The organism is Polyangium sorediatum (assembly GCF_029946465.1).
Taxonomy (GTDB): Bacteria; Myxococcota_A; Polyangia; order Polyangiales; family Polyangiaceae; genus Polyangium; species Polyangium fumosum.
Genome location: NZ_JARZHI010000100.1, coordinates 12043 through 30852 on the forward strand (window position 1 = coordinate 12043; position 18810 = coordinate 30852).

Sequence of the window (18810 nt, forward strand, 5' to 3'; positions counted from 1 at the left end):
CGTCGCGCCGCGGGGCAATCCCCCTCCAGGTGAGGAGCATTGAAGCAACCCGAAGGGGAGGTGACGGCAAGGGCGCGAAAGGGGATGAGGGCGACGGGGGCCGCGATCGGCCTATCGAAGCGCCCGTCGTCGCGCCCACGCGGCAAGCGCGAGAAACAAGAGCCCGCCGCCCGTCACCTCGAAGCCGACGGGCGCAGCGCGGCATCCGCATCCGGAGGCGCCGCCGCTGTCGTCGCCGCCGTCGCCGCCGCTTCCGCCTGCGCCACCGCTTCCGCCCCCGCTCCCGCTCCCGCTTCCGCCCGCGCCGCCTTCCCCTGAGCTTGCGGGTGTCCCAGCGCAAGGGGCCTCGAATCGAGCGGCCGAGAAGTCAGGGCACTTGTCGGCACTCACGTTGATGGGGACGCCGAGGGTCCCGGTCGTGGGATACATGCGCTCGGTGCCATTGCTATCAACAAGGTGAAAGAAATACCGATGGCACCCCGATTCGAGGGTCATCGCCTTCTCGTAGGTGCCATGCGCTTCCGTGCCGTACTTCAGCGCGAGGGGGTCGCAGACCGCTTCCCCCCCGTCGAGCGAGCGCACGACCTCGGCGACCTTCGGGGCCCCACCCCCAGGCAAATAGTAGGTGATCCCGAACGTCGGGTTCGTCACCGGCGCTTCTTTGACCATGAACGATCCATCCCGGCTGAGATCGTAAAAATGGGTCCCGTCGCCCGCCACGGGGTAGGAGCCTTCGACGCCGAACACGAGGTGATGGGCGTAGCGGTTCGCGAGGACCGCGCCCGTGCCGAGCGCGGTGTAGCCGGCGCCGTTGATGGCTCCCCAGTGCGCGTGGGAGGTGATCCACGCGAGCATCGCGAGCTCGGGTTTCGAGTTGCCTTCCTCGGCGTTCTCTGTGGAGGCGCGGTCCGAGAAGTGCGAGAAACGTTCGCCCTGGCTCGTGACCCCACACGCCGTCACGGCGCCTTCGCAGTGCGTGTCCTCGTCCTGCCCGGCGAGCACGCAGCAGGTCGAATGATCCGCGCAGAGCGGGCACGTGGTCGTGGCGATGTGGTTCGATTGGAAGTGCGCGGCGCGCGCGAGGTCGGCGACGAGCTCGAGCGGCGGTGTCGGGCTCGGGATGGGTCGGCCCGACGGCGTGGTCCCGTCGGGGCTCAGGAGGGCATCAAAAGGCCCCGGGGCGGCGCGAATGCGGTTCGTCCAGAACCCGAGGACCCGCTCGTCGTGGTTGGGCAGCTCCCCCACGGGCTCCCCGATGGCCTGCTCGACCGAGTCGTAGGTCTCCGCCGGCGTGACCGCGCAGCTCGCGAGCAGCGCCACACCGGCGAGGGGTCCGCAGAACGCGCGGACGACGTGGCTGGTATTCATGCGCCCAGCGTAAGCCGACTGCGTGGCGGAAGGATCGCAAAAAGGGGCGACCTGCCATGAAATCCACATCCGGCGCCCCGCGGGCGCGGGCCGCGTTCGCCTGGCGGATCCACGAGGACACGCCCTGGGCTTCGCCCTCGCATTCGTGTCCCTATACTGGGAGGGATGCCGCCCCGCTGGTCGCTCGACCCCGACCGCCTTTTTTCCGCGGAATCCTCGCAGCGAGCGTCCGCCCGGGAGCTCTACGCCCTGGTGCGCGACTTGCCCATCGTGAGCCCACACGGCCACGTGGATCCGGCGCTCCTCGCGGATCCCGACGCGCGCTTCGGCTCGCCCGCCGACCTGTTCGTCCTGCCGGACCATTACGTCTGCCGCATGCTGCACAGCCGCGGCGTGCCCATGGAAGACCTCGGCCTGCCGACCCGCGACGGGACCCGCCACGAGCGTGGCCACCGCCGCGTCTGGCAGCGCTTCGCCGACCATTTTTACGTGTTCCGAGGAACGCCGAGCGGGCTCTGGCTCTCGGACGTGCTCCTCTCGGTCTTCGGCGTGACGGAGCGGCTCGACGGGAAAAACGCCCAGCGCATCTACGATCACCTCGCCGAGCGCCTCGAACAGCCGGCGTTTTCCCCGCGCGCGCTGTACGAAAAATTCCAGATTCGCATTCTCTGCACCACGGACGGCGCCGCGGATTCGCTCGAACACCACCGCCGCCTCCAATCCGAGGGCCGATTCGACGTGCGGCCGACGTTCCGGCCCGACGCCGTCGTGCACCTCGGCACGCCCGGCTTCCGTGACCACATCGAGCGGCTCGGCGTGGCCGCCGGCATCGACATCACGACCTACGCCGATTACATCCGGGCCCTCGAAGAGCGCCGCGCCACGTTCAAAGCGCTCGGCGCCACCGCCACCGACCACGGCGCCGTCACGCCGCACGCGGAGCGGCTCGGCCCCGCCGAGGCCGAGCGAATCTTTCTGCGCGCGCTCCGGGGTGAGGCGGACGAAAAGGACGCCGCCCGGTTCTCCGCCCACATGCTCATGGAAATGGCGCGCATGAGCCTCGAGGATGGACTCGTCATGCAGCTCCACGCCGGCAGCCTGCGCGACCACCACGGCGCACTCTTCACGCGTTTCGGCCCCGATCGCGGCGCCGACATCCCCGTCGCCACCGAATGGACGCGCAACCTGCGGCCGCTGCTCGAAACGTACGGCGACGATCCGCGCTTCCGGCTCCTGCTCTTCACGCTCGACGAGAGCACCTATGGCCGCGAGCTCGCGCCGCTCGCCGGGTATTATCCGGCCGTCCTCCTGGGGCCGCCCTGGTGGTTCTTCGATAGCCCGAATGGCATGGTCCGTTTCCTCGATCAGGTCACGGAGACGGCCGGCCTCTACAATACGGCGGGGTTCACCGACGACACGCGGGCGTTTTGCTCGATCCCGGCGCGGCACGACGTCTGGCGCCGGGTGAGCTGCAACTGGCTCGCGGGGCTCGTCGTGACGGGCAGGCTCGACGCGGAGGAGGCCGCGGAGCTCGCGACGGAATGCGCCGTGGGCCTGGCCGAGCGCGCCTATCGGCTCGGCGCGGAGGATCTTTCCCCATGACTCCGGCAGCGCTCTTCGACATTCGCGGCGAGGTGGCGGTCGTCACGGGCGGCAGCGGCGTGCTCGGCTCCACGTTTTGCCGCACGCTCGCCGCGGCGGGCGCATTCGTGGCCGTGATGGGGCGGCGGCGCGAGCCCTGCGAGCGCGTGGCGGCGTCGATCCGCGCGGACGGCGGCGAGGCCCTCGTGGTGCCGTGTGACGTGCTCGACGCCGAGGCGCTCGACGCCGCCGCGCGGCATATCGAGGCCACGCTGGGTCCCGTGACCATCCTCGTGAACGGGGCAGGGGGCAACCACCCGAAAGCCACGACCGGCCCGGATCGGAGCCTGTTCGAGCTGGACCCGGCGGGGTTCGGCGAGGTCTTCGACCTGAACGTGCAGGGCACGCTGAGGCCCTGCCAAACCTTCGGGCGTGGCATGGCCGCGCGGGGCCGGGGCAGCATCGTGAACATCACGTCCATGAGCGCCGAGCGCCCGCTCACGCGCGTGGCCGCGTACGGCGCGGCGAAGGCCGCGGTCGTCAACCTGACGCGCTGGCTCGCGGTCCACATGGCCCAGATGTACGGCCCCGACATCCGCGTCAACGCGCTCGCGCCCGGGTTCTTCTTGACCGATCAAAACCGATTTTTGCTCACCGATCCCGCGACGAAGACGTTCACCGAGCGGGGGAGGGCGATCGTCTCGCACACGCCGATGGGGCGGATGGGCGCGCCGACGGATCTCTCCGGCGCGCTTCTTTTCCTGGTCAGCCCGGCGTCGGCCTTCGTGACGGGCGTGGTCTTGCCGGTGGACGGCGGGTTCTCCGCCCAGAGTGGGGTGTGAGATGCTGATCGGCCAGGGGTCTCCCGGGCAATGCCTCACGGACGAGGCCGTCCACGAGATCCTCGACGAGGCGCTCGCCGCGCTGCCGCTCACGGGCAAGCGGCTCCTCGTCCTTCTTCCCGACGCGACCCGCACGGCGCCGATCCCGCTTCTCTTTCGGCTCCTCCACAGGCTCCTCGCGGGGCGCGTCGCGCGCCTCGATTACCTGATCGCTCTCGGCACGCATCCGCCCATGGAAACGGCCGCCATCGAACGGCTCGTCGGGAAAGATGCGCCGGGTCGCGACGGCGGGCGGACCTCGATCTTCAATCACGCGTGGGACGATCCGGGCGCGCTCGCGACCCTCGGCGTGATCGGCGAGGACGAGATGGCGCGCCTCACCGGCGGGCTGCTCGCGGTCGCGACCGAGGTGCGGATCAACCGCCGGATCTTCGATTATGATCAACTCCTGATCTGCGGCCCCGTGTTTCCGCACGAGGTGGTGGGGTTTTCCGGGGGCGCCAAGTATCTGTTCCCGGGCATCGCGGGGCGCGAGATCATCGACACGACGCACTGGCTCGGGGCGCTCTCGACGAGCATGTCGACGATCGGCGTCAAGGACACGATCGTCCGGCGGGTGATCCACCACGCGGCCGAATTCGTGCCGGTGCCGGTGCTCTGCGCGGCCCTCGTGCTCCGCCGCGCGGATCTCCACGGGCTTTACGTCGGTCCCCACGCGCAAGCGTGGAGCGCGGCGGCCGATCTCTCGAAGGAGCTCAACATCGTCCACACGACGCGGCGCTACAAGCGCGTGCTCTCGCTCCCTTCGACGAAATACGCCGACCTCTGGACCGCGGCCAAGGCGATGTACAAGACCGAGCCCGTGGTGGAGGACGGCGGCGAGGTCGTCATTTACGCGCCGCACCTCGCGGAGGTCTCGTTCACCCACGGCACGCTCATCGATCGGGTCGGCTACCACGTGCGGGATTATTTCCTCGCGCAATGGGATCGGTTCCGCACGATCCCGCTCTCCATCCTCGCGCACAGCACCCACGTGAAAGGCGCGGGCAGCTACGACGCAGAGCAGGGAGAACGCCCGCGGATCCAGGTGACGCTCGCGACGGGGATCCCGGAGGAGCGATGCCGGCGGATCCACCTCGGGTTTGCCGATCCCCGGCACATCGATCCGGCGGCGTGGGAGGGGCGGGAAGAGGAGGGGTTCTTGCTCGTGCGAAACGCGGGCGAGGTGCTCTACCGGTTACGAGGCGCGTAACTCGTGCTGGAGCTGCTCCAGCTCCTCGCCGCCCGCCATCCGTCGGATCAGCTCGTCGCGCGTGATTTCTGCCTTCGAAAAAGTTCCCTCGCAGCGGCCTCGGTTCAGGAGGGTGAATCGATCCCCGACCATATGCGCGTGGTGCGGGTTGTGGGTGATGAGAATCACGCCGCACCCGCGGGTCCGCGCCTCCATCACGTACCGCAGGACGATGCCCGCCTGCTTCACGCCGAGCGCGGACGTGGGTTCGTCGAGCACGAGCACGCGCGCGCCGAAATGAATGGCCCGCGCAATCGCGAGCGCCTGGCGTTGCCCGCCCGAGAGCGCCGAGACCGGCACCGAGAGGTCCCGGAGCTCGACCCCCATGCGCTGGAGCTCGGCGCGCACCACCACCTCGCCCTCACGCAAATCGAGGCGCCGGAGCGGCCCCACGCCCCGCGTCGGCTCGGCGCCGAGGAAAAAGTTACGCACGACCGAGAGCATCGGGACCATGGCGAGGTCCTGGTAGACGGTGGCAATGCCCCGGGCGAGGGCGTCGCGCGGCGAGGAGAACCGGACGGGCTCGCCGTCCACGAGCAGCCGCCCCTCGTCCGGCGGATGGACGCCCGAGAGGGTCTTGATGAGCGTCGATTTGCCCGCGCCATTGTCGCCGAGCACGCACAGGATCTCGCTCGCATGCACGCGCATCGAGACGTCTTCGAGCGCCGTGATGCGACCAAACCGCTTGGTGACGTGATCCGCTTCGAGGATCGGAGCCAAACCATTCGTCTCGTGGCTCATCGCCGCGCCTCCGCCGCCCGCGTCTGGACGGAGCTGTTGAGGAGCACCGCCAGGATCAGCACGGCGCCGAGGAAGACCTTGTACCAGTCCGAATCCACGCCCGAAAACACGATGCCCTGCTGCACCATGCCAAAGAGGAGCGCGCCACAAGCCGCGCCGACGACGGAGCCACGCCCGCCCGTGAGCAGCGTGCCGCCGAGGACCGCGGCGAGAATGGCTTCGAGCTCCTTGCCCGTGCCGCGCAGGACGTCGGTGCCGCGGAATTGCACGGTTTGAAACGTCGCGACGAGGCACGCCGCGAGCGCCGTCGTCATGAAAAGGACGATCTTCACGCGGTCGACCGGAATCCCCAGCCGGCGCGCGGCGTCCGGCGCGCCGCCAACGGCAAAAATCCAGTTCCCCGGCCGCGTGCGCACGAGGACCCACGTGGCGAGCGCGGTGAGGCCCACCCACCAGAACAACGTGATCGAAAAGGGCCCGATCTGCCCGGCGAAGAGCTTCTGCGCCGCGCCGAACCCGCCCGCGTCTTCGAGGCCGCCCACCTGGGTCCGTCCGGTGAGGAGGCGCGTCGTGCCAATCGTGCCGCCGGCCAGGATGAAGAGCGTTCCCAAGGTGACGATGAACGAGGGCAACCGCGTGCGCGTGACGATCAGGCCATTGACGAGGCCCACACACGCCGCGAGCGCCGCGGCCGCCGCGATGCCGCCCCACAAAGGCCAGCCGAGCTCGGTCGTGCAAAGCGCGACGGTCATCCCGCTCGCGGCCATCGTCGAGCCGATGGAGAGGTCGAACTCGCCCGCGATCATCAAGAGCGCGACGGGCGCGGCCAGGATCCCGAGCTCCGCGGCGATGGCCAGGTAACTCGCCGTCCCGGAGAGCGTCAAAAACCCGGAATCACCGGCCGTGACGGCGAAGAACAACCAGGCGGCCACCACGGCGGCCACGACGCCGAGCTCGGGGCGGGCGAGCCACGTTCGCGCGGACACGGCTACCGAATGCCTTTCTTGCTCGCGTCGATCACGGCCGCCGCATTCTCCCGCGTGACGAACGAGGGCCCCGTGGGGATGGCCTCCGCCGCGGGGAGCACGCCGTGCTGGGCGTATTGCGCGAGCAGGACGACGGCGAGGTACCCTTGCAGGTATTGCTGCTGATCGATGGCGAACAGGATCTGCCCGTCGCGCGCTGCCGCGAGGATCTCGGGCGAGAGATCAAACGTCGCGAGCTTCGTCGTGCCGAGCCGGTTCGCCGATTGCAGCGCCGCGAGGGCCGCGCGCGCGGCGGCCGGGCCCAGCGTGAAGACGCCGTCGACCTCGGGCGTCGTCGCGGCCAGGATCTTTTGCTGCATGTCCGTGGGGCTCGCGGCGTTCACGGAGAGCACGCGGCCCTCGCCGCCGGCCTTCGTGAGCGCGTCGAGGAAGCCGCGGCAGCGCTCGTCCTCGGAGACATTGCCGACCTCGTGGTTCACGCAGATCGCGCGGCGCACGCCGGCGCGCGCGAATCGCTCGCCGCCGGCCTTGCCGGCGTCGTATTCGCTCTGGCCGATGTGCAGGAGCGCGCCCATCTTCCGCGCCTCCTCCCCGCCGGCGTTGATGGTGAGGATGGGAATGCCCGCGTCTCGCGCGGCCTGGAACGAGCGCGCGAGGGCGGCGGGATCGGGCACGGAAACGATGAGCCCGTCCGGCTTGCGGGCGACCTCGGCGTCGATGAGGCGGCTCATCGCGACCATGTCGAAGGCCTGGGGCGCCTGGTAGGTGACGGTGACGTCCATGTCCTTCGCCGCCTGGTCGATGCCGTTTTTCACCACGGACCAGAATGGATCCGAGGCCTGGCCGTGGGTGACGACTGCGATGCGCGGGCGCGCGCGGGAATCACGCGTGGTCGCGCTCGCGCGCTCGCCCCTGCCGCACGCGGCGACGAAGAGGACAAGGAGGCAGCCGAGGACCCTCCACAACGCAGAGCGGCGGACGGAGAGCTCTCTGTTCATGTTCCCATTTCCTCGCGGAGAGCCGTAGCCGCGACCTTTCGACAATCCTAGCGCTGCCCGGCCCTTCGCGCTATTGCCCGGGACAATGCAGGCGATAGAGGACGGCAAACGAGCGAGCGCCGCTGGGACAAAGGAAACCTCGGAGTTCCGCGATTACCGCGCCGAGGCGAGGCCCAGCGTCAAGGAGCTTTACCGGCTGAACCACGAGAACCAGACGCTCTCGTTCGTCCTGGAGAAGGAGCGCCGCTACCTGAGCCTGCATCGGCAGCGGGCGGGGATGTGGGAGGTGCTCGAACGGCTCGATCGGCTGGTCGACGACAGCGATCCGGACACGGAGCAATCGCAGATCGCGCACGCGCTCCAGTCCGCGGAGGCGGCGCGGCGCGACGGTCAGCCGCCGTGGTTCGTCCTGACGGCCCTCATCCACGACGCCGGCAAGGTCCTTTGCTTGTGGGGCGAGCCGCAATGGGCCGTCGTGGGCGACACGTTCCCCCTCGGCTGCGCGTTCTCGGATCGGATCGTCTTCCCCGAGCTCTTCGCGAACAACCCCGATCTGCAAAACCCGCGTTCCCAGACGCCGTGTGGCATGTACGAGGAGGGCTGTGGGCTCGCCGAGGTCCACATGTCGTGGGGGCACGACGAATACCTCTACCACGTGGTCAAGGACTACCTCCCGATGGAGGCCCAGTACATGATCCGGTATCACTCGTTCTACGCGGCGCACCGCGAGGGGGCTTATGGGCACCTGATGAACGAGCAGGATCGGCGGATGATGGAGTGGGTGCGGCGGTTCAACCCGTACGATCTCTACTCGAAGGCCGACGCGCCGCCGGACGTGGCGCGGCTGCGCCCCTATTACCAGGACCTCCTCGCGACGTATTTCCCGGACGAGCTCCGCTGGTAATCACGGATAAAGCCTGCGATAAAGCTCGATCTGCCGCTCCTTCGCGGCCCGATAGACGCCGGCGACCTCCGGCCGCGGCGCGAAGCGATGGGAAGCGGGCGGGGCGAGGTCGGCGAGGGATCCGAGGCCCCGCGCCTCCAGCGCCAGCATCGCCGCGCCGCGCACCGTCGCCTCCTCGCCCATGAGGTGAACGGGCGTCTGCATGGCGTCCGCGAACATCTGCGCCCAGGCGGGCGAGGCGGAGAGCGCGCCGCCGCCGGCGTGAAGGGCGCCTGTGCCGCCGAGCGCGTCGAGGATCTGCGCGAGGCGCAAGGCAATCGATTCATACAAGGCCTGGACGATGTCGCGCGGGGTCGTCGAGAGGCGCAAGCCGTGCAAGGTCGCCGTCGCGTCCGGCCGATACCCGGGGCTGCGCTCGCCCGCGAACATGGGCAACACGGTGAGCCCATGCGCGAACGGCTCCCCGAACACGAGGGGCTCGCCGTCGAGCCTCAGATGCGCGCACGCCCAGGCATATGCATTTCCGCCTTCGCTCGTGGCGCCTCCGAGCAGCTCGCGTGTCTCGTCGACGGCGTAGGCCCATAACCCTCTCGGCACGGGACACGGCGGGGTCTCTGCGACACGCATCTGCCGCAGGGCCGCGGTCGTCCCGACGGTCAACGAGGTGCTCCGCGGCGCGATCGCCCCGCTGCCGACGTGCGCCGCCAGCCCGTCCCCGAGGGCCAGGAAAAACGGCACGTCGCGGAGCGCGGGCCAGCGCTCGGCATAGGCGAGCGCGAGGCCCCTCTCGGTATGCCGCGCGCCGGCGAGCGGCGGGAGGGTTTTCGGCGCGAGCCCGAGGATGTGCAGCCATTCGGCCGACCAGCGCCGGGTCCCGCGGTCGAGCAGGCCCCCCCAGGCCGCCACGGACAAGCTGCACGGCACCTCCCGGCCGAACCAGGCGCGGTAGAGGTACGTGCCGACATCGATCCACATCGCAGGCGTGATCCGCCCGCTTCGCGCATACCAGCGCAGCCGCGCGGGGTGATACGCCGTATGCAGCGGGCACCCCGTCGCCTGGTACAAGCACGCGACGTCGACCTCGCTCCGCAATGCCTCGACGTCGGCAGCCGGGCGCGTGTCGGCATAGGTGAACACGGGGGTCACGGGCTCGTGCGCGGCGTCCACGCCGAGCAGGTTCCCCACGAACGTCGCCAGCGCGACCGCGTCGATCGGCGGCGCGTCCGCCACGATTCGATCGACGCACCCTTCGACGAGGCGGCGCAGCTCGCGCGCATCCGCCTCCGAGGTGCCGTCCGCGGCCACCGTGAAGGCATGGGACTCCGCCGTCTCCGCGAGGATCTGCGCGCGCCCATCACAAATGGCGGCGCGCACCGACGAGCTGCCGACATCGATCACGAGCACGTGCGCCATGGGGATTTCCTACCCCGCCTCGCGCCCCCCGGCATCCCGGTCCTTGCCTCGGGGGCGACAGGCCTGGCAAGCTGGGGCATGGCATTGGCGGACCTCGTGCCCTCGCGTCGGCGCCTCCTCGTGGCAACGAGCGGGCTCCTCTTCGTGCTCGGGTGCAAAGACCTGCGGCCAGAGCCGCCGGAACGCGCGTCCTCGGGCATCGGGGCGGCCGCGGCGCCGCTCCGCCCCCCACCGCCATGGCTGCCGCCCAATTACACCGAGATTGCCTGGCTCGACACGGTCGCGCTCCTCCGCAGCCGGGCGGTCGATCGCGTGTTCGGGACCCGCACCCGCCGTGTCTACGTGGTCCGACGGGGCGGCGAAAAACACTACACCACGGCGCCCAGGCGCGGCGACCTGGCCAAGCTGATGGTGGAGTTTCCCCGGGAAGATCGCGAATTCCTTTACGAAGACGACCTCGAGGAGATCTCCTGGGCGGAAGCCGAGTCCCGCATCCGAGGCAAGAAGGTGGAAACCGTCTCGCTCTCCCATTTCAGCATGGCGTCCTTGAACATGAAGGGGGGCGGGCGTCCCCTCGCCATCGTGCCCTCGGAGAAGGACCTGCGAGCGCTCCTCGACGAGGTGGATCCTTCCGGAAACCTCCTCGGCACGATCGAGTAACCGGCTTATACAAAAAGCCCCCGCACGAGCGGGATCTCGCGGATGCGCTTGCCCGTCAAGGCGAACACCGCATTCGCCAGCGCCGGGCCGACCGGCGGCACGCCCGGCTCGCCCACGCCGCACGGAGGGCCGTCGCTCGGCACGAGGTCGACGTGGATCTTCCGCGGCACCTCGCCGATCCGCGCGATCCGCGCGTCCCGGAAGTTCGACTGCTGCGTCGCGCCGCCCTTCATGGTGACCCCGCCGAAGAACGCATTGCTGATCCCCATCACCACCGAGCCCTGCATCTGCGCATGGGCGCGCTCCTGGTTGACCACCAGGCCCGCGTCCATGCAGATCCAGGCCTCATCGACGCGGACCTTGTTCCGCTCGTCGGGCACGACGGCCAGCACCACCGCCGTGTACGAGACGAAGCTCCGGTGCGCGGCGAGGCCATACCCGCGGCCGTCCTTCTTCCGCTCGCTCCAGTTCGCGGACGCCGTGACCCGCTCGACCACGCGCCGCAGCCGGCCCGCGTCGACCGGATGTTTTTCGAGGCTCTCCCCGTAATTCGCGAGCTTCTCGATGCCGAGCGCCGCGAGCCCCATGATCCGCGGCGGGCCGATGATGTCGAGCCACACCTCCCGCGGATCCGCCCCGCGCGCGTGCGCGATTTCATCGATGAGCGAGCCGATCCCGAAGGCGTGGAAGATGTTGTAGACCGACCGATACCAGCCGATCCGCACGTGCGCCTTCGCCGGGCACGCCTCGGCGCGGACGTTCGGCACGTCGATGGCGAGATCGAGCACGCCTTGCTGGAGGTCCGTGATGCCCGGCCGGTCGGCTTCGTTGAAGATGGAGCTGATCGGCGGGAACGCCGTCCGGTGCTGCCACGCGATCACCTTGCCCTTCGCGTCGAGGCCCGCGCGGATCTGCTGCGCGTTCACCGTGTTGTAATAGTCGTGGTGGATGTCGTCCTCGCGCGTCCATTGCACGCGCACCGGCACGCCCGCCTCGCGCGCGAGGAACGCCGCTTCGGCCGAGAAATCCGCCTTCGATTTCCGCCCGAACCCGCCGCCGAGCAGCGTCACGTGCACCGTGACGGCGTCCTCGCCGAGGCCGAGCGTCTTCGCCACCTGCGTCCGCGCCGCCTGCGGGTGCTGCGTCGGCGACCAGACCTCGCAGCGCCCGCCCGTGACCCGCGCGAGGGCCGCGGGCGGCTCCATCGAGAGGTGCGCGAGGTGCGGGACCACGTAGTCCGCCTCCACGATCCGCGCCGCCTTGGCGAACGCGGCGTCGACGTCGCCGAGGTTGCGGTACGTCGTCCCCGGCGCGTGCACGGAGGCGAGCAGCGTGTCCCGGTAGGCGACCGAGTCGTAGCCCGCGTTGTCCCCGGGATCCCACGTGATGTCGAGCGCCGCGCGCCCGCGCATCGCGGCCCACGTGTTCTCCGCGAGCACGGCGATCCCGCCCCAGGGCTGGAATCCATAAGGCCGCGCCGCCGCGGGCATCTCGACGACCCGCTTGACGCCCGGGACCTTCAGGGCGCGCGTCGCGTCGTACCGGGCGACCTTTCCCCCGACCACGGGGGGCCGCGCGATCACCGCGATCAGCATGTCCGGCAGCTTCAGGTCGGCCCCGAACACCGCCTGACCCGTCACGTACGCCGGCCCGTCGAGCAGCGGCAAGGACGTGCTGTTCGCCCACCCGAGCTCGCTCTTCGGCCGGAGTTTTACGTTCTCGCGCTTGGGCACGGGCAAATTCCCCGCCGCCTCCGCGAGCTCGCCGAAGCCGAGCGTGCGCTTCGTCGGCACGTGGACGACCACGTTCCCCCGCGCCTCGCACGTCTCGGGTTTTACCTTCCATTTCGCCGCCGCGGCCGCGACGAGCATCGTGCGCGCGGTGGCGGCGACGTACCGGAGATCGTCGTAAAACTTCCGGATGCTGCTCGATCCGTCGGTGTTCTGGTCGCCGTACTTCTTGTCGCCGTCGGCCTGGCGGATCACGACGCGCTTCATGTCCGCGCCGAGCTCGTCCGCGAAGAGCACCGGAATCGTGCTCCGCACGCCCTGGCCCATTTCGGAGCGATGACAGACGAGCGTCACCGTCCCGTCCGGCGCGACGTGGATGAACGGGTTCGGATGGAGCCCCGGGCCGTCCTCGGGCGCCGCGGCGCGGGGGCTCGGCCCGGCGCGGCCGCTCGGCTCGTCGGCGAGGGCAGGCAGGCCAATCGCGAGGCCGGCCAACGAGAGGTTCAGCCCGACGAGGAACGAACGCCGGGTCACGCGCATGGCATCCTGGCTCATCGCTCGCCCTCCGGCGTCCCAGAGACCTTGCGGATCGCCGCGCGGATCCGCGAATACGTGCCGCACCGGCAAAGGTTGCCCGCCATCGATTGCTCGATCTCGTCGTCGGACGGCTTGGGCTTCGCCTTGAGCAAGGCCGCTGCGGTCATGATCTGCCCGGCCTGGCAATACCCGCATTGCGGCACGCCGAGCTCGACCCACGCGCGCTGGAGCGGATGATTCCCGTCCGGCGAGAGGCCTTCGATCGTGGTGACGGCGTGCCCGTCGGCGCGGCGCACCGGGGTCACGCACGCGCGCACGACCTGCCCGTCGAGGTGCACGGAGCACGCGCCGCAGAGCGCCTCGCCGCACCCGTACTTCGTCCCGGTCAAGCCGAGGACGTCGCGGAGGGCCCAGAGCAGGGGCATGTCGGGGTCGACGTCGAGCGTCTTGTCGACGCCGTTCACGCGGATACGCACGCTCATGGTCTCGCCCCTTCCGCGGGGCACTCCGCCCCGGACTCTGCCCAGGCCGCGACGATCGCGCCGAACTGCTCCTGCGTCCCCGGGACGGGCTCACGATCCGCCCCCGGATGAAAGCCCCAGCCGACGAGCGCGTCGTGGGCGCTGTGCTCGACGATCGCGTCGAGGGACCGGCTGCCGTTCCGCTTGGGATCCTTGATCTGCTCGCAGATCTCGCGGGGCGATTTCCCGACCCACGCCATCTCGATCGGCGCGAGCGCCCAGTGGGGCGCGCCGGGGACGCGGGTGAGCGCCTGGTTTTTGTCCTGGTGGCAGCTCGTGCATTCCATGCCGACGACGCCGTGGTTGTCGGGCCCGCGCACGGAGGGCGGGTCGTGGAGCTGCATGTTCATGCCCTGGTGGGGGATGTCGCCGTTCGGATGGCAGTTCACGCAGCGCGGGTGCGTGAGCACGCGGCTCGCTTCGAGGAAGAGGGCCTGGGAGCGGGCGCGGGTGTCCTGGATGCCCGCGAAGTCGGACGGCGCGCGAAGCTCGCCGGGGGCGACCTTCCGGAGGTCCGTGGGGCCTTTCGGTGTGTCCCCGGTCGGACCTCCGCAGCCGGCGAACACGAAGGCCACCGCAAAAGGCAGGAGCCGCTGGTGCATGGCCGTGCATAGCGCGAAAGCGGGCGGCCGGCCATCAGCCCTTCCCGCAGCAGGCTTCGTGCTTTTGTGTCGGGAAAAACCCGAACGCGCCGGGGGCGTCAGAACGTGGTCTGTCCGCGACGCGCGGCGGAGAGGCGTCCTCGCATCTCGTCGAGGGCGTCGTCGAGGTGCGCGCGAAAGCGGACGCGCTCGCCGGACCAGTCGATGCCGTGGTCGGTGCCGACACCGACGAGGCCGGTGGCGCGGAAGAAGCCCGGCCAGTCGTAGAACGACGAGAAGTCGAAGATACGCACCTCGTGGTCGAAGTCGCCTTCCTCGACCTGGGGTCCTTCGTCGATCTCGCCGCCGACCCAGATGTCGACGCCGTCCATGAGGTTCTCCCACGACCGATCGAGGACCACGTCGAGGGGCGGCAGGACGAGCACGCCGTCCTCCTTTGCATTCTCGATCGTGTCGAAGAGCGCGTACTCCCAGGGCACCACGCCGCGCAGGAACGTGTCCTCGCGGCCGACGTAACGTGGGCTCTTCGCCGCCATCCACCGGATCTGCACGGCGCCCACTTCGGCGTAAAACGCGCGCACGTCGCCGGGCACGGGGCCGTCGAACCAGGCGTCGAGGCGCGCGAGCGTCTCGGCCGAAGCTGGTGGCCCGAGCTCGGCGCCGAGCACGACGACCTCGGGCACGCGGTGGAGCTGGTCGATCAGGGTGGCGAAAAGGTCTCGCATGGTCTTCTCCCAATATCAGGCCGAGGCGACCTCCTCCAAGGTCCATCGTGTCGAAGCGATCATGCACGCGATGCATCGGGGTCCATGAAATCATATCACTTCCTTCATCGGGAGGGTTCAGCCCAAAGTTCTTCATGTCGGAGGGCGCGGGACATCGCCACGGCGGAGAGCGCGCTCGGTCTCGAGCCGCTCGCGAGGAGAATCCACATGCTGACCAAGTTCAAAAAAGAAGATGCCCTCCGGAATCATGAGCGCGAGAGCCCCCCAAGGCACATGGCCGTCCTCACACTCGCGCTTGGCGCTGCGACGTTTGCCAGTGGCTGCTTCGTGAGCCATGTGGACCGGGTGGGGCCCGAGTGGGACGTTCATGCGGACGAGAAAACGCTCGCCGTCGACGCCTCCCCCCAAGGCAACGATGACCTCGCGCCGCTGAGCGACGAGTTCGAGGACGCTTCCACGCTTTCGCAGTGGGCAAAGCTGAGCGACGTGGAGGGATGGCCGGAGGAGATCAAGAAGCTGGACGCCAATACGGCGAACCCAGGAAATCTCACCTTGGAACCCTATGCGAGCTTCTGGTTCGGCGACTTTCACGCGCCGTTCCTCTTCAAGAAGGTGACGGGTGATTTCATCGTCACGACGCGCGTCTTGGTCACGGGTGCGAGCACGGACGTACCCGCGCGGGGGTATTCGCTGGCGGGTCTGCTCGCTCGTGCACCCCACGACGAGGGGCGCAAGAATTGGAAGGAAGGCACGGAGAACTGGATCTTCATCACGGCCGGGACCGGCGACGGTGACGGCGTCCCTCAGTTCGAGACGAAGAATACCAAAGACAGCTCGAGTCGGCTCGAGCTCAGCCCGCGAACCCCCGGCTGGGTGGAGCTTCGCATCGCGCGCGTCGGCACGCGCATCACGCTTCTTCGTCGTGCGGAGAAGGAAGATTGGCGCGTCATGCGCCGGGAGGAGCGTCCCGAGCTGCCGCGAACGCTTCAGGTGGGGCTCATCGCGTACACGGACTACGACTCGCTGAAGTGGGACCTGATCTTCAACCGTGTCGACAGGTATCACCACCGCGTCATCACCGACGGCGTGCCGGACCTCATCAGTCGCTTCGACTACGTTCGTTTTCAGAGGCCATCGGTATCCCAGCGGTGATCGAGGACGGCGATGCGGCCCTAGCTTCCAAGGTTCACCCAAGATTCCTGTTGCACACGGGAGGTTCGCTTTGGGGCCTCCCCAAAGACCGTCCCGACCGCCGGGATCTGGCGCTGGGGGCTCCCCAGGACGCACCCCCAGCGCCGGGATCTGGCGCTGGGGCCTCCCCAGGACGCACGCCCAACGCCGGGTCCTGGCTTTGGGGCCTCCCCAGGACGCACCCCCAGCGCCGGGACCTGGCTTTGGGGGCTCCCCAGGACGCATCCCGATCGCCCGGACCTGGCTTTGGGGCCTCCCCAGGACGCACTCCCAGCGCCCGGACCTCGTTTTGGGGCCTCCCCATGATTGATCCCGGCCGTCCGGATCTCACTTCGGGGCTTCCCCATGGCCGATCCCGGCCGCCCGGATCTCACTTTGGGGCCTTCCCGCTCCAAAATGGAGCACCCAGCGCTCCATTTTGGAGCACTCCCGAACCAACTTGGAGGCTCGGCGCGTCGTGCGGCGAAGGCGCGCGAGGAGGAGGAGGGAGGCCGCGGCGCCGAAGGGCAGAAGCGGCTTCGTTTCGCCCGGCGTCACCCGACAGTCGCATCCCTCGCCGCCGTTGACGGGCGGCGGAACGCCGGCCCCGCCTCCGCCCCCGCCTGCGCCTCCGCTCCCGCCTCCGCTCCCGCTCCCGCTTCCAGCACGCAATCTATTTGGTACGTGATACCTGGGTCGTAATCATAAATGTTTCAAGCACTTACGCGATTCTGAACGCGACGCGCGACCGGGCAGATTGACTGCTCATACGTTCAGCATCAGCAAGTTCGTCAAGCGAGGTCTGGACCATGGATCCCAAGATGGCCATCCTTTCCGCCATGAGCGGCAAGGGCAGCAAGGGCAGCAAGGCGCGCGGGGCAGGGCAGCAGGGCGCGCACGTGAGCCCGCCGGGCGAGGTCTCCATCATCGAAGTAGCGCCGGATACGCCCGCGAGCGTGAACGCGGTGCCCGTGAACGCGGGGCCCACGATCGCCGATCCTCACACGGTCAAGCGTGTCCTGACGCTCGACGGTCCCCACGCCGGGACGTCGCGCGTGCTCGCCTATCGGCGCGTCTCGACCATGGAGCAGATGCGATCCGGGACGTCGCTCGAGGCCCAGGGCGAAGAGATCCTCCGTTATTGCCAGTATGCGCGCCTCCCCGAGCCGATCGACTTTGAAGAGACGGAATCGGGAGGCGTCGAGTCCCAGGAGAAGCGAGAGAAGATCGCGGCCCTGCTCAAGGCGGTCCGCCCGGGGGATCTCGTCGTGGTGGCGAAGCTCGATCGGTTCTCTCGCGATATCGTGTTCACGATTTCGGCTGTACGGGACATCATCAAGCGCGGGGCGCGCTTCCTCTCGCTTGCTGAGCGATTCGACGCCTCTACCCCCGAGGGAGAGACGCAAATGGCGTTATGGGCCTCCATCGCGCAAATGGAGAGGGCTCGTATTCGCGAGCGCACGGAGGGCAATAAGAAGCGGCTCCGTGCAATGGGCAAATTCGTGGAGGGTCTACCCCCGTTCGGGTATGTGCGCGCAAAGGGCGTGGATGGGCACGACAAGCCCCGCAGATTGGAGATCGATCCGGTGAAAGGGCCGATCGTTCGCGAGATGTTCGAGATGTGCCTTGCGGGAAAGGGCGCTCCGGAGATCTCGCGGCATTGTCAAACGAAGTATCCGGGCGTCGCTGCGTTCGCTACAAGCTGGATCCTGCTGAACCTCAAAAACCGGATGTATGCCGGGCAGATTGCGACGACGCCCGTCCGGCCGGATAAAAGGCGCCAACTCACGCAGAAGCCGGCGGAATGGGTCGACGCGCACGAGCCGATCGTATCCCTGCAAATGTGGCACGCGGCCCAGCATGCCTTGGTTGGACGTCGCTCCTATGGACGCAAGCCTGGCGTGGATACGAGAACCGTAAATTGGCTGATGCGCGGGCTTGCTCAATGCACGATTTGTGGATCGACGATCTCGTGCAGACCTGCGGGGAAGACGAACGTGCATGAAGGATGGTACGTTTGCCATAAACGTATCGCGCCGACGTTGAAGAACGCGCAGCGCTTTGGATGCCAGGATGCTCCATGGAATCGGAAGGACGAGATCGATTCGCAGATCGAGGGGCTTCTCGTGCGTCATTACAAGGCGCTGGAGAGACAGCTATCGAAGGCGCCTCCCGCGTCGCCTCACGCGCCGAATTTCAGGGTGCAGCGCGCGAAACTCGTCACGGCGCGGAGCAATCTCGTTTCCATGGTTTCGTCCGGCGCGTGGTCCATGGATGTCATCCGCACGGAAGCGGCGCGGATAGAGCGAGAGCTTGCCGCGATCGACGCGGAGGAGCGGGCCCTGTCTGCGGAAGCTTCGGCCGATACGGTCGCGAATCGTGAAGGGGCGCTCGCGTGGCTTCGGGCGATCGGAGCGCAATGGCCGAGCATGCGCGTCCCGGCGAGGCGCGGGGCGCTCGCGGCGATGCTGGAGAGGATCAAGATCGGTCCGGAGGGGATAGAAGTGGAATGGAGCGACGCGGCGACGATGGCGGTCCGGTATGCGGAAGGGCGCTTGCCGGCGCTCGAGACGCTGGGGGATGAGGATCCGAGGCGGCCCGCTCGGCAGAATATGCGTAAGCGCCCGGCCAACTACATCTTGGAGCCCCCGCGCCAGCCGTTCACCCTGCCCTCAACGCGTCTGGAGGACGGATGGCACGGAGGACGGCGAAGCAGTGGGCTCGGCTGGTCGCGCGCTGGA

General features: G+C 68.8%; 17 protein-coding genes. 7 read left to right on the forward strand and 10 right to left on the reverse strand.

Going from position 1 to position 18810, the window contains the following annotated elements; translation table 11 throughout:
- Positions 1–111: 111 nt before the first annotated feature.
- Complete coding sequence (locus QHF89_RS46025; RefSeq protein WP_284721829.1) at positions 112–1368, reverse strand: CAP domain-containing protein; 1257 nt, start codon at positions 1366–1368, stop codon at positions 112–114.
- A gap of 165 nt (positions 1369–1533) precedes the next feature.
- Here QHF89_RS46025 and uxaC point away from each other — a divergent pair, with 165 nt between their 5' ends.
- The 3 genes from uxaC to QHF89_RS46040 are packed head-to-tail and all read left to right on the forward strand — an operon-like array spanning position 1534 to position 5043.
- Entirely contained in the window at positions 1534–2970 is a 1437-nt protein-coding gene (gene uxaC, locus QHF89_RS46030; RefSeq protein WP_136973015.1) for a glucuronate isomerase, read from the forward strand.
- Positions 2967–3791: an SDR family oxidoreductase gene (locus tag QHF89_RS46035; RefSeq protein ID WP_136973014.1), complete on the forward strand. Its 825-nt coding sequence runs from the start codon at positions 2967–2969 to the stop codon at positions 3789–3791. Before uxaC ends, QHF89_RS46035 begins: the two co-directional genes overlap by 4 nt.
- 1 nt (position 3792) lies before the next feature.
- A complete protein-coding gene (locus QHF89_RS46040; RefSeq protein WP_136973013.1) occupies positions 3793–5043 on the forward strand; it encodes a lactate racemase domain-containing protein in 1251 nt (416 codons plus the stop codon).
- On the opposite strand, the gene QHF89_RS46045 is transcribed toward QHF89_RS46040, so the two are convergent.
- The 3 genes from QHF89_RS46045 to QHF89_RS46055 are packed head-to-tail and all read right to left on the reverse strand — an operon-like array spanning position 5029 to position 7807.
- On the reverse strand, positions 5029–5823 hold the full coding sequence (locus QHF89_RS46045; RefSeq protein ID WP_284721830.1) for an ATP-binding cassette domain-containing protein: 795 nt from the start codon (positions 5821–5823) through the stop codon (positions 5029–5031). The two genes, QHF89_RS46040 and QHF89_RS46045, sit on opposite strands and share 15 nt — an antisense overlap.
- Complete coding sequence (locus tag QHF89_RS46050; protein ID WP_136973012.1) at positions 5820–6809, reverse strand: ABC transporter permease; 990 nt, start codon at positions 6807–6809, stop codon at positions 5820–5822. Before QHF89_RS46050 ends, QHF89_RS46045 begins: the two co-directional genes overlap by 4 nt.
- Positions 6810–6811: 2 nt before the next feature.
- Positions 6812–7807, reverse strand: a complete 996-nt coding sequence (locus tag QHF89_RS46055; protein WP_136973011.1) for a sugar ABC transporter substrate-binding protein — start codon at positions 7805–7807, stop codon at positions 6812–6814.
- A gap of 85 nt (positions 7808–7892) precedes the next feature.
- On the opposite strand from QHF89_RS46055, the gene QHF89_RS46060 reads away from it, so the two are divergent.
- Positions 7893–8711, forward strand: coding sequence for an inositol oxygenase family protein (locus tag QHF89_RS46060; protein ID WP_136973010.1), 819 nt, complete (start codon positions 7893–7895; stop codon positions 8709–8711).
- Here QHF89_RS46060 and QHF89_RS46065 read toward each other — a convergent pair whose 3' ends face one another.
- Positions 8712–10124, reverse strand: coding sequence for a gluconokinase (locus QHF89_RS46065; protein WP_136973009.1), 1413 nt, complete (start codon positions 10122–10124; stop codon positions 8712–8714).
- Positions 10125–10202: 78 nt separating this feature from the next.
- On the opposite strand from QHF89_RS46065, the gene QHF89_RS46070 reads away from it, so the two are divergent.
- Positions 10203–10784: a hypothetical protein gene (locus QHF89_RS46070; protein WP_136973008.1), complete on the forward strand. Its 582-nt coding sequence runs from the start codon at positions 10203–10205 to the stop codon at positions 10782–10784.
- Between the two features lie 5 nt (positions 10785–10789).
- On the opposite strand, the gene QHF89_RS46075 is transcribed toward QHF89_RS46070, so the two are convergent.
- The 4 genes from QHF89_RS46075 to QHF89_RS46090 form a co-directional block, all read right to left on the reverse strand.
- Positions 10790–13069: a xanthine dehydrogenase family protein molybdopterin-binding subunit gene (locus QHF89_RS46075; RefSeq protein ID WP_136973007.1), complete on the reverse strand. Its 2280-nt coding sequence runs from the start codon at positions 13067–13069 to the stop codon at positions 10790–10792.
- A complete protein-coding gene (locus QHF89_RS46080) occupies positions 13066–13533 on the reverse strand; it encodes a (2Fe-2S)-binding protein (protein ID WP_136973006.1) in 468 nt (155 codons plus the stop codon). The genes QHF89_RS46075 and QHF89_RS46080 overlap by 4 nt, the downstream gene beginning before the upstream one ends.
- On the reverse strand, positions 13530–14174 hold the full coding sequence (locus QHF89_RS46085) for an Isoquinoline 1-oxidoreductase subunit (RefSeq protein ID WP_136973005.1): 645 nt from the start codon (positions 14172–14174) through the stop codon (positions 13530–13532). The genes QHF89_RS46080 and QHF89_RS46085 overlap by 4 nt, the downstream gene beginning before the upstream one ends.
- 98 nt (positions 14175–14272) lie before the next feature.
- Positions 14273–14899: a hypothetical protein gene (locus QHF89_RS46090; protein WP_136973004.1), complete on the reverse strand. Its 627-nt coding sequence runs from the start codon at positions 14897–14899 to the stop codon at positions 14273–14275.
- Between the two features lie 207 nt (positions 14900–15106).
- On the opposite strand from QHF89_RS46090, the gene QHF89_RS46095 reads away from it, so the two are divergent.
- Positions 15107–16051, forward strand: coding sequence for a DUF1349 domain-containing protein (locus QHF89_RS46095; protein WP_136973003.1), 945 nt, complete (start codon positions 15107–15109; stop codon positions 16049–16051).
- Between the two features lie 366 nt (positions 16052–16417).
- Here the strand turns inward: QHF89_RS46095 and QHF89_RS50300 are convergent, their stop codons facing one another.
- Complete coding sequence (locus tag QHF89_RS50300; RefSeq protein WP_136973002.1) at positions 16418–16741, reverse strand: MYXO-CTERM sorting domain-containing protein; 324 nt, start codon at positions 16739–16741, stop codon at positions 16418–16420.
- A gap of 167 nt (positions 16742–16908) precedes the next feature.
- Between QHF89_RS50300 and QHF89_RS46100 the strand changes: the two genes are divergently transcribed.
- Positions 16909–18810, forward strand: a 1902-nt coding sequence (locus QHF89_RS46100; RefSeq protein WP_284721831.1) for a recombinase family protein, incomplete at its 3' end; no start/stop codon positions are given.